The organism is Acinetobacter sp. AOR14_HL (genome assembly GCF_027855175.1).
Taxonomy (GTDB): domain Bacteria; phylum Pseudomonadota; class Gammaproteobacteria; order Pseudomonadales; family Moraxellaceae; genus Acinetobacter; species Acinetobacter calcoaceticus.
The window spans coordinates 14,011-28,753 of record NZ_JAKTII010000016.1; the positions used below are offsets into that span (position 1 = coordinate 14,011).

Sequence of the window (14,743 nt, forward strand, 5' to 3'; positions counted from 1 at the left end):
AATTTTATTGTATATCGAATCTGCTTGAGCTAGCGAATTATACTTTAAATAAAAAAACCGCTATCAATAGCGGTTTTTATTGTTTGACAGATGCTTAAACTTACCAGCTTAACGCACCACCAGTTTGGTAGTCAGTCACGCGAGTTTCAAAGAAGTTCTTCTCTTTACGTAAGTCCATCATCTCAGACATCCACGCAAATGGGTTGGTTACACCAGCAAATTGCTCTGGTAAACCTAACTGAGATAAACGGCGGTTACAGATGAATTTCAAATATTCTTCCATCATGCTTGCGTTCATACCCAATACACCGCGTGGCATCGTGTCACGCGCATATTCGATTTCAAGCATTGTGCCTTCAACAATCATTTGAACCACTTCTTGTTGGAACTCTGCGCTCCAAAGGTGAGGGTTCTCAATCTTGATTTGGTTAATCATATCGATACCAAAGTTCAAGTGCATAGATTCATCACGTAAGATGTATTGGAATTGCTCAGCAACACCGTTCATCTTGTTACGACGACCCATACTCAAAATTTGAGTAAAGCCACAGTAGAAGAAGATCCCTTCAAGAACACAGTAGAACGCGATCAAGTTACGAAGTAAACGTTGGTCGTTTTCAGGTGTGCCTGTGTGGAAATTAGGATCTGTTAAAGATTGAGTATATTTCAATCCCCACGCTGCTTTACGCGCAACAGATGGAACTTCACGGTACATGTTGAAGACTTCGCCTTCGTCCATACCTAAAGATTCGATACAGTATTGATAAGCATGAGTGTGAATTGCTTCTTCAAATGCTTGACGCAAAATGTACTGACGGCATTCAGGGTTGGTAATGTGGCGGTAAATTGCCAATACCAAGTTGTTTGCAACCAAAGAGTCAGCAGTCGAGAAGAAACCTAAAGAACGCATAACAATCGTACGCTCATCTTCAGTTAAGCCATTTTCAGACTTCCAAAGCGCGATGTCTAGGTTCATGTTTACTTCTTGCGGCATCCAGTGGTTTGCACACCCGTCAAGATACTTCTGCCAAGCCCATTCATATTTAAATGGAACAAGCTGGTTCAAGTCCGCACGACAGTTAATCATGGCTTTGTCATCAACTTGAACACGTTGCGCGCCCATTTCTAGCTCTTCAAGGCCAGGAGCAACATCTAAATGTTCTAAGGCTGCAGAGGCTCTAGCCACCGTATCGGAGGCAACTGTTGGTCGCACGGAATGGGTTCCAGCGGATTGTGAAGTTGCCAAGCTCTGCGATGATGACTCCGCAGAAGATACATTCTGCGAATTAGTCGTTTTTTCCGATTTGACGGGCGCAGACTTGAGTTCAGGTGCAGCCGGTTTTTGCGAATCATCTTCAAAATCGTCCCAACTAAGGATAGACATTTTTGTTCTCTCTTCGTTGTGTATATCTATATTTGACATCTCTTAAACGAAGATGTCCCTACTATACGCTTTTAATGTGTAAACAAAATTAAGTTTTATTGAGGTATGACCAAATTTTGGGCCTTTGGTCTCTACTACTTATTTTGCTTACGCTGTTGCTTACGTATTGTGAAAAATGCGTAAACCAGTGGCATATAAAAGAAAAGAAAGGCAAAGATTAAAACTCCAACACCAAGCATATAGTTATGGCTGAGATGAGAAAGCATAATCTTTACCTCTTGTAAAATTGCTCTTTAGCGAAAAAGAGCAATTTTATTGAATATTATTGGCAAGCTTCGCAATCAGGATTGTCGATTGAACAAGCCATTGGAACTGGAGCTGCTTGGGTAAAACCGTCTTCTTCAACTGCTTCAGGCTTTTTCGCTTCTACAACAGGGGCAGCAACCGGAGCCGCTTCAACAGTCGCAGGTTTAACTGCGTTTAAAGCACCTGTGTTAATTGTAGACTTTTCAGCAGAAGTTGCACCTAAAGCTCGGAGGTAATAAGTCGTCTTAAGACCACGTAACCATGCCATCTTATAAGTGATGTCAAGTTTCTTACCGTTTGCACCAGCAATGTAAAGGTTAAGCGACTGAGCTTGATCGATCCATTTTTGACGGCGTGATGCAGCATCAACGATCCAGCGTGTATCTACTTCAAACGCAGTAGCAAAGATTGCTTTTAATTCTTCAGGAATACGAGCAATTTTTTGTACTGAACCTTCGAAGTGTTTCAAGTCATTAACCATCACTGTATCCCAAAGACCACGTTCTTTTAATGCGCGAACGAGGTATGGGTTAATGACAGTGAATTCACCAGACAAGTTAGATTTTACATATAAGTTCTGGAATGTTGGCTCAATAGACTGAGAAACACCACAGATGTTAGAGATGGTTGCAGTAGGAGCAATCGCCATCACATTTGAGTTACGCATACCGTCTTTTTGAACTTTGGCACGTAAAGTGTCCCAGTCTAAACGTTGAGTACGGTCAACTTCGAACATACGCTCTGGACGAGATTTCGCAACAATTTCTAAAGAGTCGATTGGGAGGATACCTTGATCCCACAATGAACCTTTGAATGTTGAGTAAGCACCACGTTCAACAGCCAAGTTGCTTGAAGTTTCAATCGCGTAGTAGCTAATCACTTCCATTGATTCATCAGCAAAATCAATAGCAGCGTCTGAACCGTAAGCGATGTTCATTTCATATAGAGCATCTTGGAAGCCCATGATACCCATACCCACAGGGCGGTGTTTCAAGTTCGAGTTTTTCGCTTGTGGTACAGCGTAGTAGTTAATGTCGATAACGTTATCGAGCATGCGTACTGCTGTTTTAATTGTGCGAGCTAACTTCTCACGGTCTAACACACCACCTTGAACGTGTTGTACAAGGTTGATCGAGCCCAAGTTACATACTGCAATTTCGTCTTGATTTGTGTTCAAGGTAATTTCAGTACATAAGTTAGATGAGTGAACTACACCAACATGTTGTTGTGGTGAACGTAAGTTACATACATCTTTGAATGTAATCCACGGGTGACCAGTTTCAAACAACATAGAAAGCATTTTGCGCCATAAGTCTTTAGCACGTACTTTCTTGTGTAGCATGTTTGTTTCTTTTGCTACAGACTCATAGTAAGCATAACGTTCAGCAAATTCAGCACCAGTTAAGTCGTGCAAGTCTGGAGTTTCAGAAGGCGTAAATAATGTCCACTCACCATCTTCAAATACACGTTGCATAAACAAATCTGGAACCCAGTTCGCAGTGTTCATGTCATGTGTACGGCGACGGTCATCACCAGTGTTTTTACGGAGTTCTAAAAACTCTTCGATGTCTAAGTGCCAAGTTTCTAAGTATGCACATACTGCACCTTTACGCTTACCACCTTGGTTTACCGCAACGGCTGTATCGTTCGCAACTTTCAAGAATGGAACTACACCCTGAGACTTACCGTTTGTACCCTTAATGTAAGAGTTCAAGGCACGTACAGGTGTCCAGTCATTACCTAAACCGCCAGCCCATTTAGAAAGCATTGCGTTGTCACGCATTGCGCCATAAATGTCATAGAGGTCATCGCCAATCGTTGTTAAGTAACAACTAGAAAGCTGTGGACGTAACGTACCTGAGTTAAACAGGGTAGGCGTAGAAGCCATGTAGTCGAAGCTAGACAATAAGTTATAGAACTCGATTGCACGTTCTTCTTTATTTTGCTCATTTAACGTAAGACCCATCGACACACGCATAAAGAATAATTGCGGTAATTCGAAGCGAACGCCGTTTGAGTGAATGAAGTAACGGTCAAATAAAGTCTGTAAACCTAAATAGGTAAACTGATTAGAGCGTTCTGGTTGAATTGCTGCTGCAAGTTTCTCTAAATCGAAATCAAGCAAGTCTGGTGAAAGCAAATCAAGCTCTACACCTTTTTTCAAAAAGGCTTCGAGTGCAGTGTTTTCAGGAGTATCTGTAGGCAAGCCTAAGAACGCTAAACCTGTGCTCACTAATTCACTAGAGAGCAAACGTGCAGTCACGTAAGTATAGTTTGGTTCTTGTTCAATACGAGTACGTGTTGCCATCATCATCGTAGTGGCAATATCAGTCTCTTTTACGCCGTTATATAAGTTTTTAACGGTTTCATCGACAATAGCCTGAACGTCAATACCTTCCAAACCTTCGGCTGCTTTAGCTACAGTTGCTTGCAATGCACTTAAATCAAGTGGCTGAAGCTGACCATTTGCATCGGTCACTTGTAACGTAGGATGGTGGTTTGAGTTCGTTTGCTGACGAGCAGTCGTACGTTGTTCGCGGTAAATTACGTAAGCGCGGGCAACTTTCTGTTCTCCGGTACGCATTAAAGCAAGCTCAACTTGATCTTGAATTTCTTCAATATGGATCGTACCGCCCGATGGTAAACGGCGAGTGAAAGTATTTAATACCATTTCCGTCAGTTGGGTAATACGGTCGTGAATACGGCTTGAATCCGAACTCTGTTGACCTTCCACAGCAAGAAAAGCTTTACCAATCGCAACAGAAATTTTCTCTGCATCAAATGCAGCAACATCTCCAGTGCGTTTGATCACCTGAATTTGACCGGGAGTCGAAGTAATTACGCTCATGCCAGCATAGCTCCATTGTCACTTTTGTTATGTTTATAGACCGTTTGAACCGAGCAAAAAGTATGCCACGATGTTTGAGGGATAAACACAAGACTTAGTAGTTAAAGTTTATTTTGAACACAAGATACGGGATTTTTCATAGCAGATCAATCTTGACTTTTTAGTAATTTTTTATCTGTATGATTTGATGGGAGATAGCATAGCAAAGCTATCAAAAAACACTTATAGATAACTTTGTGGATAACTCAAAAAACAAGCACTTAAATACAATTAAAGTAGTTAAAGAAATAATTTGTTTAATATTCATACATTGGAAATATGAATAGAATATGAAATTTAATAACAATAACTAAATGTTAAAAACACGAGAAAATTCAAAGGTTAATAAAATGCAACAAAACATGGTTGTCATGTATCAGTTTGGTGAACGCCTACTTGTTTACAATGTAAACGTGTGTATATTGCAAATGATAAACGAATGTATCTGCAAGATTTTTAAGATGCATGTAATGAGATTTATAGGGGCAATGATATGAGCCAAGAAGAAAAGTTACCAAAGATTCTGATCGTTGAAGACGACGAGCGTTTAGCACGATTAACTCAAGAGTATTTAATCCGCAACGGCTTGGAAGTTGGTGTAGAAACTGATGGTAACCGTGCAATTCGTCGTATTATTAGTGAACAACCAGATCTAGTGGTCTTGGATGTCATGTTGCCGGGTGCCGATGGCTTAACCGTTTGCCGTGAAGTTCGTCCACATTATCATCAACCGATTCTTATGTTGACTGCACGTACAGAAGATATGGATCAGGTACTTGGCCTTGAAATGGGAGCGGATGACTATGTCGCTAAACCAGTTCAGCCACGCGTACTTTTAGCCCGTATCCGTGCGTTATTACGTCGTACAGATAAAACTGTAGAAGACGAAGTTGCACAACGTATCGAGTTTGATGACCTTGTGATTGATAATGGCGGCCGTTCAGTAACGTTGCATGGTGAGCTTGTTGATTTCACTAGTGCAGAATATGACCTATTATGGTTGCTTGCATCAAATGCTGGCCGTATCTTATCGCGTGAAGATATCTTCGAACGTTTACGCGGTATTGAATACGATGGTCAGGACCGTTCAATCGATGTCCGTATCTCACGTATTCGTCCAAAAATTGGCGATGATCCTGAAAATCCAAAGCGTATTAAAACAGTACGTAGTAAAGGTTACTTGTTCGTTAAAGAAACCAATGGGTTATAAGATCTGCATAAACTTCCTATAAGGTTGGTCGAGTGTTTAAACACAGCATATTCCTGCGAATATATGCGGGACTGGTAATTCTTGTTGTTTTGGTTGCCGTTTTTGGTTATTTGCTTGTACAAATCATCAATTATCAACGGGCACAAGAATACCGAGAGTCTTTAACTGATGGTATTTCTTATGTCATTAGTGAGGGAGTCGCTCGACAACCGGGGAAGCAGCAGAAAATAGACTGGGTTTCAGATGCATCGGATTTATTGGAACTTCCAATTTATTACACTGATGCGAGCAAGGTTGAGTTATCTCGTACCGAGAAAAAACGGATCGAAGCTCAAAAATCTGTTGTCCGTTACGATGCCAGTAATAGTATTGCGTATATTATTATTGGCTTGCGTGATGATCCTCAGCACTATTTATCCATAAAAGTTGACAAAATTAGTGAGCGCCAAATGAAGGCTCTTCCTATTTTTGTACTTGATTATCTAATGTTTTATCCGGGGCAAGAACAAGAATACCTTGCCAAGATTCAAAAACATTTCTCATATCCAATTAATATCTTTAATATTCAAGATGTTAATCTGGATTTTGAGCAAATTGGCCGTTTACGCCAAGACCAAAGTGTCATGTTGTACAAAGATAGTGCAACAATGCGTGGTACGACCATTTCGATCGTATCTCCAATACCAAATCATCCTGCACAAGTTCTGGTTCTTGGACCGGTTCCGATGTTTAACTGGATGCCTTTACAGCTTTCAGCAGGAATTACCTTATTTAGCCTATTCTTACTGAGTTTAGGTGTTTATGGTCTTATCTTGCCGTTAGAACGTAAAATTCGCCAAGTCCGTTATGCGTTAAACCGTATGAAGTCAGGGGATCTGTCATTGCGTGTTCCTATTGAAGGGAGTGACGAAATGGCAAACTTGGCATCAAGTTATAACAACATGTCTGATCATATTCAGCGTTTAATCGAGGCTCAGCGCGAGTTGATGAGAGCGGTATCTCATGAGCTTAGAACGCCGGTTGCCCGTATACGCTTTGGTACAGAAATGTTGGCAGAAGAAGACGATTACAACCATCGTATGCATCAGGTTGATATGATTGATAAAGATATTGAAGCGCTCAATACCTTAATTGATGAAATCATGACTTATGCAAAACTAGAGCAGGGTACACCTTCATTAGATTTTGCTGAAATTGCTCTATTCGATGTGTTGGATCAGGTTGCGGTAGAAACCGAAGCTTTAAAAACGCAAAAAGAAATTGAACTTGTTGCTCCCCCTGTTTATTTGAAAGTAGATGCAGAGCGTCGTTATTTACATCGGGTTGTTCAAAACTTGGTAGGTAACGCTGTTCGTTATTGTGATAACAAAGTTCGCATCACAGGTGGTGTTCACAGCGACGGTATGGCCTTTGTTTGTGTTGAAGATGATGGTGCTGGAATTCCGGAACAAGATCGTCAAAGAGTATTTGAAGCCTTTGCTCGTTTAGATGATAGCCGTACTCGTGCGTCGGGTGGCTATGGTCTAGGGTTGTCTATTGTCAGCCGTATTGCTTACTGGTTCGGTGGTGAAATTAAAGTAGATGAAAGCCCTACCTTAGGTGGAGCTCGCTTTATCATGACATGGCCTGCAAAACGCTTTAAACAACCTCCTTTGAAAGCCAATAAAAAAGCACCTTCATAAAGGTGCTTTTTTATTGCATTGCTTATAATCGAGTTGCATCCGGTTCCAAAATAGGTTTTCCGCTTCTTAAGCTATTCAACGCATCAGAATTAAAGTCGATCAGTAATGAATTATTTTTTGCATCGATCTGGTATTTTTGAATAAGAGGTTGATCTCCATTAAGCGTTTCTATTTTATATTCATCCGCAATATGCAAAATACCTTCTAGGTTTGTTGTGGTTGACGCAAAATCCTGCCTAAATATTTCATAGACATCTCGCAAGTCAAAAATTGCATTGTTAGCATCTGGATGTTTGTGAATATAGCTTTCTATATGTCGCACAAGTAACTGCGCAAACAAGTAGTAGTTTGGTTTATGCGTATATTCTAGAGTCATGCATTTTTCTCCTTATTATCTGTTATTAGCATACATGGCAAAATACAGGATATTGTATAAAATTCATTACACTAGATGATTAAATGAAAACCTATAGAGATATAAAGACCCGATTACGCCCTTGGCGTTTTGCTTGATATAAAGCGTCATCTGCTTCTTTAAATAAATTTTCAATCGCTCTATGAGAAGATGGTGAATATAAACTTATGCCAATACTGACTTGAATGAAAATTGGTAATTTCCCATAAATATAAATCGGTTGCTGACTAATTTTAATTCGTATTTGCTCTGCAAGGTCAAAGGCGCTCTCTTTGGTGGTATCTGCAATAAAAATTGCAAATTCTTCACCGCCAAAGCGGCCCAATAAGTCATGAGGATGCAAAATATTTTGAATAGTGGTGACACAAGTCTGTAGGGCGCGGTCGCCTATTTGATGACCGTAGTTGTCATTAACTTGTTTGAAATGGTCTACATCAAGCATGAAAAATGCTGAGGTTTTATTTTCCTTGTATACCTTTTCTTGAAGTAATCTGACCGATTGCAAAAACTGGCGTCGGGTGAGACTAGAGGTCAGCTCGTCATGTGCAATCGCATGTTGAAGCTTTTGAATTAACTCTGAATGTAAAACACTAATGCTAGAGACGGTAAGAGGTGCAATCGTCATCATGATTAATCCAATACGAATTGAGATGGTATTGCTTAAATATTCGTTAGGATAGAGTAAAAGATAATGTCCAGAGACATGATAGATAATATAGGCACTGGTAAAGGTCGTAATGAGTGCAACAATAATAGGTTTGTAGCGAATAGCGCACCAGATGAGTGCTGCAATCGGGTAGAGGAGCGAACCAGGGCCGGAATCGTAATAGCTGGCGGCAATAGAAATAATCACAGCCAAAAAAGGTAAAAGGTCAATTGCTTCTAAACCACGATTTCTAGAAAAGTAGTGTTTTACCTGACTATATTGAGGTAGGTTCAATATGATCGGCAAAAGAAGTAGGGCATTTTGTAGTTCTGAAGTGAACCAGTAACCGAATTCATCCCACAAATTACCAAGCATAAATTTAGTATTAAACATAGGCACAAAAGTTGCTGCAAACAATGCGCCTGCTATGCTCCCTATCCCACATAGACCAAATAAAAAGAGGTAGGAATAGCCTCGATAGGCCGCTTTAATATGCTGATTAAAAAACATATAGAGGGCGAGGGTACTAACAACATAAATAAAATTTGACGTTGTTAAAACGAGTGTGAGAGCAAATGGAGTACCCTGAAATAGGTCAGCAATAACATAACCTATGTAGGCACCTAAAAACGTGCTGGGTCGACGTGTGCTCGGAAAGCGAATGAGTAGACCGAGCAAAACAGAATTGGCTGGCCAAAAGAACGCCAGAAAACTTAAAGGACGAGATGCGATGCCAATAAAACAACATACCGTAATAATGAAGCCAAACAGGAGAAAAAATTTTAAAGAAGAGGGAAATGAAAATTCACGAAGTGAGTCTGGCATCAGCTGCCCTTAATGATAAACACTCTTATCCAAGAGTAATAAAATATTATGTATGACTAAACATTCATCATAATTCAGAGGGGAAGTTGAATACAATAAAAAACAAACTAATATTATAAAAAAGTAAGTTATAAAAACTTAATAGTCGATGAACTGTGTAATTATTCTAAAATTAAAAAATGAAAAAAATCATCATAAACAAAAAAACTATTAAATAAACCGATTATGCGTGGTGAAACCCCCCTTACAACCCATAGAAGAATAGTTTTGTTTAGAAAATCATCCGAAAGACTAAGACGCTTCAACTAGCATGCGAAATTAGAAATCAGGTACAATTGGCGGGATTAATTTTGTGTTTGGTGTATTTGAAGGCCAATACATACATTCTTTGTTAAATAATAGGCCTGCCAGGAGTTATCCCCGCATGAGTGCCATTACTCCATACGACTGGGCGATTATCGCCTTCGTGATCGGCGTTACATTTCTTTGCGTCTTTATGCTCACAGTTCCCTTACTCCTCGGGGGGAAATCGTGGGGGCGTGCTAAGCAAGAGCAGTTTGAATCGGGTGTCGTGAGTGCTGGTGGCGCTCGCATTCGCCTGTCTGCAAAGTTCTATTTAGTTGCAATTTTCTTTGTTGTCTTCGACTTAGAGGCACTTTACCTCTATGCATGGTCTACTTCTGTGCGTGAAGTAGGGTGGTTGGGATATACCACTGTAGTAATCTTTGTGGTTGATTTATTGATTGCGCTTGTTTATGCCTTCTCTGTAGGTGCTTTAAGTTGGTCACCAGCAGATCGCCGTAAATCAGCAGGTGAGGCGATTAAAATCGGTTCGCCAACAATGAACATTGCTGAAATTACACGCTTTAACTCTATTGAAGAGCTCGTAACTGACCCTACAGGCCAGATTCCAGCTCAATCATCAGGTCGTGTTAAGTCAAAAACTACACCTGCATTGTCATCTGAAAAGGAGTAAGTCGGGATGAAATATACTCTGACCCGCGCGAATCCGGATGCTGATCAATACCCATTGCAAGAACGTCAAATCGTGACAGATCCACTAGAAGAGGAAGTGAATAAAAACGTATTCATGACTCGTTTAGAGGATGTCTTGCATACAGCAGTAAACTGGGGGCGTAAAAACTCCTTGTGGCCATTTAACTTTGGTACCTCATGTTGTTACGTTGAATATGCAACGACCTTAACAGGTGTGCATGACTTGTCACGTTTCGGCGCAGAGGTTATCCGTGCTTCACCTCGTCAAGCTGACTTGATGATTGTTGCCGGAACCTGTTTCGTAAAAATGGCACCAGTTATTCAGCGTCTATATGAACAGATGTTAGAGCCTAAATGGGTCATCTCGATGGGTGCTTGTGCAAACTCTGGAGGTATGTACGACATCTATTCAGTAGTACAAGGTGTAGACAAAATTATTCCTGTTGACGTGTACGTCCCAGGTTGTCCACCTCGTCCTGAAGCATTAATTCAAGCTTTAATGCTTTTACAAGACCAGATTCAATTAGAGCGACGCCCGCTTTCTGCCGTGATCGGTGATGATCTTCAGCCAGTATATAAGCCAAAGATGATGCCAGAACGTGACCGTAAGAATGCGCAGCGTATTGCCGTTAAAAACTTACGCTCTATGGATGAGATTAAATAATTTTTTGACGGTGCTTTGACATATCTAACCGATATGTTCATCGAGAAAATTGACAGAATTTGTATTAAATAGGAAGCCAAGCCAATGGCTGAAACTGACATTGCTATGCCAGAGTCAACACCAGTTGATTCACGCCCAGCATTTGCAATCGTAGAAGAACTCAAAACCAAATTTGGTGAGAACTTTTACGTGCAGGCGACTTTTGAAGAGTTTCCAACAGTCTGGGTTGAGCGCGCACGCGTGCAAGAAGTCCTTATGTTCCTACGTAAAGTGGAACGTCCATATGTAATGCTGTTTGACTTATCTGCGATGGATGAGCGTTTACGTGTTCATCGTGATGGTTTGCCAGCATCTGACTTCACTGTGTTCTATCATTTATTATCGCTTGAGCGTAATAGTGACATTCGTATCAAGGTTGCCTTGAACGAAAATGATCTTAACCTTCCGACAGCGACCAATATCTGGCCAAATGCCAACTGGTATGAACGTGAAGCTTACGATATGTTCGGTATCAATTTCGAAGGGCATCCAATGCTCCGTCGTATCTTGTTGCCAACGTACTGGGAAGGTCATCCGTTACGTAAAGAATATTCAGCACGTGCGACAGAATATACGCCGTACATGCAAGACAAAGCGAAACAAGACTTTGAACAAGAGCACTTACGTTTTGTGCCAGAAGACTGGGGTCTTAAACGCGGTAACGCTGACGAAGACTTTATGTTCCTGAACTTGGGTCCTAACCATCCATCTGCACATGGTGCGTTCCGTGTTGTATTGCAGTTAGATGGCGAAGAAGTGAAGGACTGTGTTCCTGATATCGGTTATCACCACCGTGGTGTGGAAAAGATGGCTGAACGTCAAACATGGCATTCTTTCATTCCTTATACAGACCGTGTCGACTACTTAGGTGGTTGTGCTCAGAACATGCCGTATGTGATGGCTGTAGAGCAAATGGCAGGAATCAAAGTTCCTGAACGTGCTCAAGTCATTCGTGTCATGTTGAACGAATTGTTCCGTATTAATAACCACTTGTTGTTCTGTGGTACGGCAATTCAGGATGCCGGTGGTATGACACCAGTATTCTATATGTTCGCAGACCGTCAAAAAGTTTACGACATTGTTGAAGCAATCACGGGTTACCGTATGCATCCAGCATGGTTCCGTATTGGTGGTACAGCACACGATCTTCCAAATAACTGGCAAAAACTTGTTAAAGAATTGCTAGAGTGGATGCCTAAGCGCTTAAACGAATACTACACAGCAGCATTGAAAAACTCTGTGTTTATTGGTCGTACGCGTAACGTTGCACAATACGATGCCAAGTCTGCACTCGCATGGGGTGTAACTGGTACTGGTTTACGTGCGACAGGTATCGATTTTGACGTTCGTAAATATCGTCCATACAGTGGCTATGAAAACTTCGATTTTGAGGTGCCAGTTGAGTATGAAGGCGATGCATATGCACGTGTACTCGTTCACTTCCGTGAAATTACTGAGTCGTTAAAAATTATTCAACAGTGTTTGGATAACATGCCTTCTGGTCCATATAAAGCGGATCATCCATTGGCTGTTCCACCACCGAAAGATAAGACATTACAAGATATTGAAACCTTGATTACGCATTTCTTGAGCGTTTCATGGGGTCCTGTCATGCCAGCGGGCGAGTCATCATTTATGACTGAAGTGGTTAAAGGTGCAAGTACGTATTACTTGACTTCAGATAAATCGACGATGAGTTATCGTACTCGTATTCGTACACCGACGTTTACTCACTTACAGCAAATGCCTGCAGTGATTAACGGCAGTTTGGTATCTGACTTAATCATTTATCTGGCGACCATTGACGTGGTTATGGCTGACGTGGATCGCTAAGAGGTAACACATAATGATGATTTTGACTGATAAAAAGCCACGTGTGAATGTTGAAGGGATTTTGACTGCGGAAGAAATTCACGACATCGAACATCACATTGGTCACTATCCATACCCTCGTGCAGCCTCTTTGGATGCATTGAAGTGTGTACAACGCCGTAATGGTTGGGTAGATGACGCTCAAATGAATGCCATCGCACAGTTATTGTCGATGAGTGTTGCTGATTTGGAAGGTGTTGCAACATTTTACAACCGTATCTATCGCCACCCGGTAGGTCGTCACGTGATTTTGCTTTGTGACTCAATTGCTTGCTTCTTAATGGGTGCAGAAACACTTGCTGAAGCATTCCAGCGCGAATTAGGAATTCAGTATGGTCAAACGACACCAGATGGTCGTTTTACACTGCTTCCAATTTGCTGCCTAGGCAACTGCGACAAAGGCCCAACTTTAATGATTGATGAAGATACTCACGGTTTAGTCGAAGTGACATCAATTAAACAGTTATTGGAGAAGTATGTATGAATACTGAACCAAAACCAATTTATGGCGACGGTAATCCAGAAACTCATCCGCTCACTTGGCGTTTAAGTAAACGTGAAGAAGTTCGTGGTGCTGATGATTACGAAGCACTTGAAGGTTATGCTGGCTTTAAAAAAGCATTAGGCATGAAACCTGCTGAAGTGTTAGATGTCATTAAAGCTGCAACTGTAAAAGGTCGTGGTGGTGCGGGTTTCCCAGCGGGTATTAAATGGTCATTAATGGCACCAAATGATGGTGGTCCACGTTATTTGATCTGTAATGCCGACGAAATGGAACCGGGTACTTTTAAAGACCGTTTGTTGATGGAAAAACTTCCACATCAATTGATCGAAGGTATGTTGATTGCGGGTTATACCTTAGAGGCAACTCAAGGTTATATCTTTATCCGTGGTGAATATATTGAGGCAGCTCAATACTTAAATGAAGCATTAGAACAGATTCGTGCTAAAGGTTATTTAGGCGAAAACATTTTAGGTTCTGGCTGGAATTTTGACTTGCATGTACATACGGGCGCAGGGCGTTATATCTGTGGTGAAGAAACTGCATTGATTAACTCGCTCGAAGGCCGTCGTGCAAACCCACGTACCAAGCCACCATTCCCGCAAGTTGCAGGGGCATGGGGCCGTCCAACAATTGTGAACAACGTTGAAACTTATAACAACTTGCCAGCAATTATGCTTCGTGGTCCAGAGTGGTATATCGGTTTATCAGCAGGTAAATCAAAAGACCCAGGCACTAAAATTTATGGTGCATCAGGTAAAGTAAAATTCCCAGGTCTTTGGGAATTGCCATTTGGTACAACTGCACGTGAAGTGATTGAAAATCATGCTGGTGGTATGCGTGAGGGCTTAAAGCTCAAAGCATGGTTACCGGGTGGTGCTTCAACTGACTTTTTACCGGCAGATACCATTGATTTACCAATGGATGCTGACACGATTATGAAAGCAGGTTCTCGTTTGGGAACATGTTTATTGATGGTGGTTGACGAAACTCAATGTATGGTATCGCTCACTCGTAACTTAGAAGAGTTCTTTGCGCGCGAATCATGTGGTTTCTGTACACCATGTCGTGATGGTTTGCCATGGGCTGTTAAAGCGCTTAAAGCACTTGAAGTAGGCGAAGGTAAGAAAGAAGATATCGATCATTTACAAGAATTGACTCGTAAATTATGGATTGGTAAAACTTTCTGTGCCCACGCACCAGGTGCGATGGAGCCGCTTATGGGCGCACTCAAACATTTCCGTGGTGAGTTTGAAGCGAAAGTGACGACTCGTCCTGTCGTGCAAACCAGCAACGTAGAACAAGCTTAAGGAAT

The 14,743-nt window shown here is 41.3% G+C and carries 13 protein-coding genes; 8 read left to right on the forward strand and 5 right to left on the reverse strand.

The annotated features are described in order from the left end of the window. Positions 1-100 precede the first annotated feature (100 nt). The 3 genes from MKL38_RS15310 to MKL38_RS15320 form a co-directional block, all read right to left on the reverse strand. Positions 101-1,384, reverse strand: a complete 1,284-nt coding sequence (locus tag MKL38_RS15310; protein WP_005042873.1) for a ribonucleotide-diphosphate reductase subunit beta — start codon at positions 1,382-1,384, stop codon at positions 101-103. A 134-nt stretch (positions 1,385-1,518) separates the two neighbouring features. Next, positions 1,519-1,650: a hypothetical protein gene (locus MKL38_RS15315; RefSeq protein ID WP_003653490.1), complete on the reverse strand. Its 132-nt coding sequence runs from the start codon at positions 1,648-1,650 to the stop codon at positions 1,519-1,521. Between the two features lie 56 nt (positions 1,651-1,706). Then, positions 1,707-4,538, reverse strand: coding sequence for a ribonucleoside-diphosphate reductase subunit alpha (locus MKL38_RS15320; protein ID WP_005042869.1), 2,832 nt, complete (start codon positions 4,536-4,538; stop codon positions 1,707-1,709). Positions 4,539-4,891: 353 nt separating this feature from the next. On the opposite strand from MKL38_RS15320, the gene MKL38_RS15325 reads away from it, so the two are divergent. From MKL38_RS15325 to bfmS, 3 genes are read left to right on the forward strand one after another with little or no spacing between them, the layout of a single operon-like run. Then, positions 4,892-5,074 carry a hypothetical protein gene (locus tag MKL38_RS15325; protein WP_016801725.1) on the forward strand — a complete coding sequence of 61 codons (183 nt, stop codon included), beginning with the start codon at positions 4,892-4,894 and terminating at the stop codon, positions 5,072-5,074. Beyond that, positions 5,071-5,787, forward strand: a complete 717-nt coding sequence (gene bfmR / locus MKL38_RS15330) for a response regulator transcription factor BfmR (protein WP_003653488.1) — start codon at positions 5,071-5,073, stop codon at positions 5,785-5,787. Before MKL38_RS15325 ends, bfmR begins: the two co-directional genes overlap by 4 nt. 32 nt (positions 5,788-5,819) lie before the next feature. Beyond that, on the forward strand, positions 5,820-7,469 hold the full coding sequence (gene bfmS / locus MKL38_RS15335; protein WP_270903685.1) for a sensor histidine kinase BfmS: 1,650 nt from the start codon (positions 5,820-5,822) through the stop codon (positions 7,467-7,469). A gap of 22 nt (positions 7,470-7,491) precedes the next feature. On the opposite strand, the gene MKL38_RS15340 is transcribed toward bfmS, so the two are convergent. Together MKL38_RS15340 and MKL38_RS15345 are read right to left on the reverse strand one after the other, a co-directional pair. Continuing rightward, positions 7,492-7,845 carry a hypothetical protein gene (locus tag MKL38_RS15340; RefSeq protein WP_045436491.1) on the reverse strand — a complete coding sequence of 118 codons (354 nt, stop codon included), beginning with the start codon at positions 7,843-7,845 and terminating at the stop codon, positions 7,492-7,494. Positions 7,846-7,936: 91 nt separating this feature from the next. Then, entirely contained in the window at positions 7,937-9,355 is a 1,419-nt protein-coding gene (locus MKL38_RS15345) for a GGDEF domain-containing protein (protein WP_151744716.1), read from the reverse strand. 424 nt (positions 9,356-9,779) lie between these two features. On the opposite strand from MKL38_RS15345, the gene ndhC reads away from it, so the two are divergent. The 5 genes from ndhC (at position 9,780) to nuoF (ending at position 14,738) form a co-directional block, all read left to right on the forward strand. Then, the gene (gene ndhC / locus MKL38_RS15350; protein WP_003653481.1) at positions 9,780-10,331 is read left to right on the forward strand and encodes an NADH-quinone oxidoreductase subunit A; all 552 of its coding nucleotides are present in this window, start codon (positions 9,780-9,782) and stop codon (positions 10,329-10,331) included. Positions 10,332-10,337: 6 nt separating this feature from the next. After that, the gene (locus MKL38_RS15355) at positions 10,338-11,015 is read left to right on the forward strand and encodes a NuoB/complex I 20 kDa subunit family protein (RefSeq protein WP_002050353.1); all 678 of its coding nucleotides are present in this window, start codon (positions 10,338-10,340) and stop codon (positions 11,013-11,015) included. Between the two features lie 84 nt (positions 11,016-11,099). Then, entirely contained in the window at positions 11,100-12,887 is a 1,788-nt protein-coding gene (gene nuoC, locus MKL38_RS15360; RefSeq protein WP_270903686.1) for an NADH-quinone oxidoreductase subunit C/D, read from the forward strand. Positions 12,888-12,900: 13 nt separating this feature from the next. Next, a complete protein-coding gene (gene nuoE, locus MKL38_RS15365) occupies positions 12,901-13,410 on the forward strand; it encodes an NADH-quinone oxidoreductase subunit NuoE (protein WP_003653477.1) in 510 nt (169 codons plus the stop codon). Then, the gene (gene nuoF / locus MKL38_RS15370) at positions 13,407-14,738 is read left to right on the forward strand and encodes an NADH-quinone oxidoreductase subunit NuoF (RefSeq protein WP_270903687.1); all 1,332 of its coding nucleotides are present in this window, start codon (positions 13,407-13,409) and stop codon (positions 14,736-14,738) included. Before nuoE ends, nuoF begins: the two co-directional genes overlap by 4 nt. Positions 14,739-14,743: the final 5 nt, after the last annotated feature.

Coding starts and splice junctions, on each gene's coding strand:
- nuoE (WP_003653477.1), top strand. CDS start 12,901: ATGATGATTTTGACTGATAAAAAGCCACGTGTGAATGTTGAAGGGATT.
- bfmR (WP_003653488.1), top strand. CDS start 5,071: ATGAGCCAAGAAGAAAAGTTACCAAAGATTCTGATCGTTGAAGACGAC.
- MKL38_RS15315 (WP_003653490.1), bottom strand. CDS start 1,650: ATGCTTTCTCATCTCAGCCATAACTATATGCTTGGTGTTGGAGTTTTA.
- MKL38_RS15310 (WP_005042873.1), bottom strand. CDS start 1,384: ATGTCTATCCTTAGTTGGGACGATTTTGAAGATGATTCGCAAAAACCG.
- MKL38_RS15340 (WP_045436491.1), bottom strand. CDS start 7,845: ATGACTCTAGAATATACGCATAAACCAAACTACTACTTGTTTGCGCAG.
- MKL38_RS15345 (WP_151744716.1), bottom strand. CDS start 9,355: ATGCCAGACTCACTTCGTGAATTTTCATTTCCCTCTTCTTTAAAATTT.
- nuoF (WP_270903687.1), top strand. CDS start 13,407: ATGAATACTGAACCAAAACCAATTTATGGCGACGGTAATCCAGAAACT.
- MKL38_RS15320 (WP_005042869.1), bottom strand. CDS start 4,538: ATGAGCGTAATTACTTCGACTCCCGGTCAAATTCAGGTGATCAAACGC.
- nuoC (WP_270903686.1), top strand. CDS start 11,100: ATGGCTGAAACTGACATTGCTATGCCAGAGTCAACACCAGTTGATTCA.
- MKL38_RS15325 (WP_016801725.1), top strand. CDS start 4,892: ATGTTAAAAACACGAGAAAATTCAAAGGTTAATAAAATGCAACAAAAC.
- ndhC (WP_003653481.1), top strand. CDS start 9,780: ATGAGTGCCATTACTCCATACGACTGGGCGATTATCGCCTTCGTGATC.
- MKL38_RS15355 (WP_002050353.1), top strand. CDS start 10,338: ATGAAATATACTCTGACCCGCGCGAATCCGGATGCTGATCAATACCCA.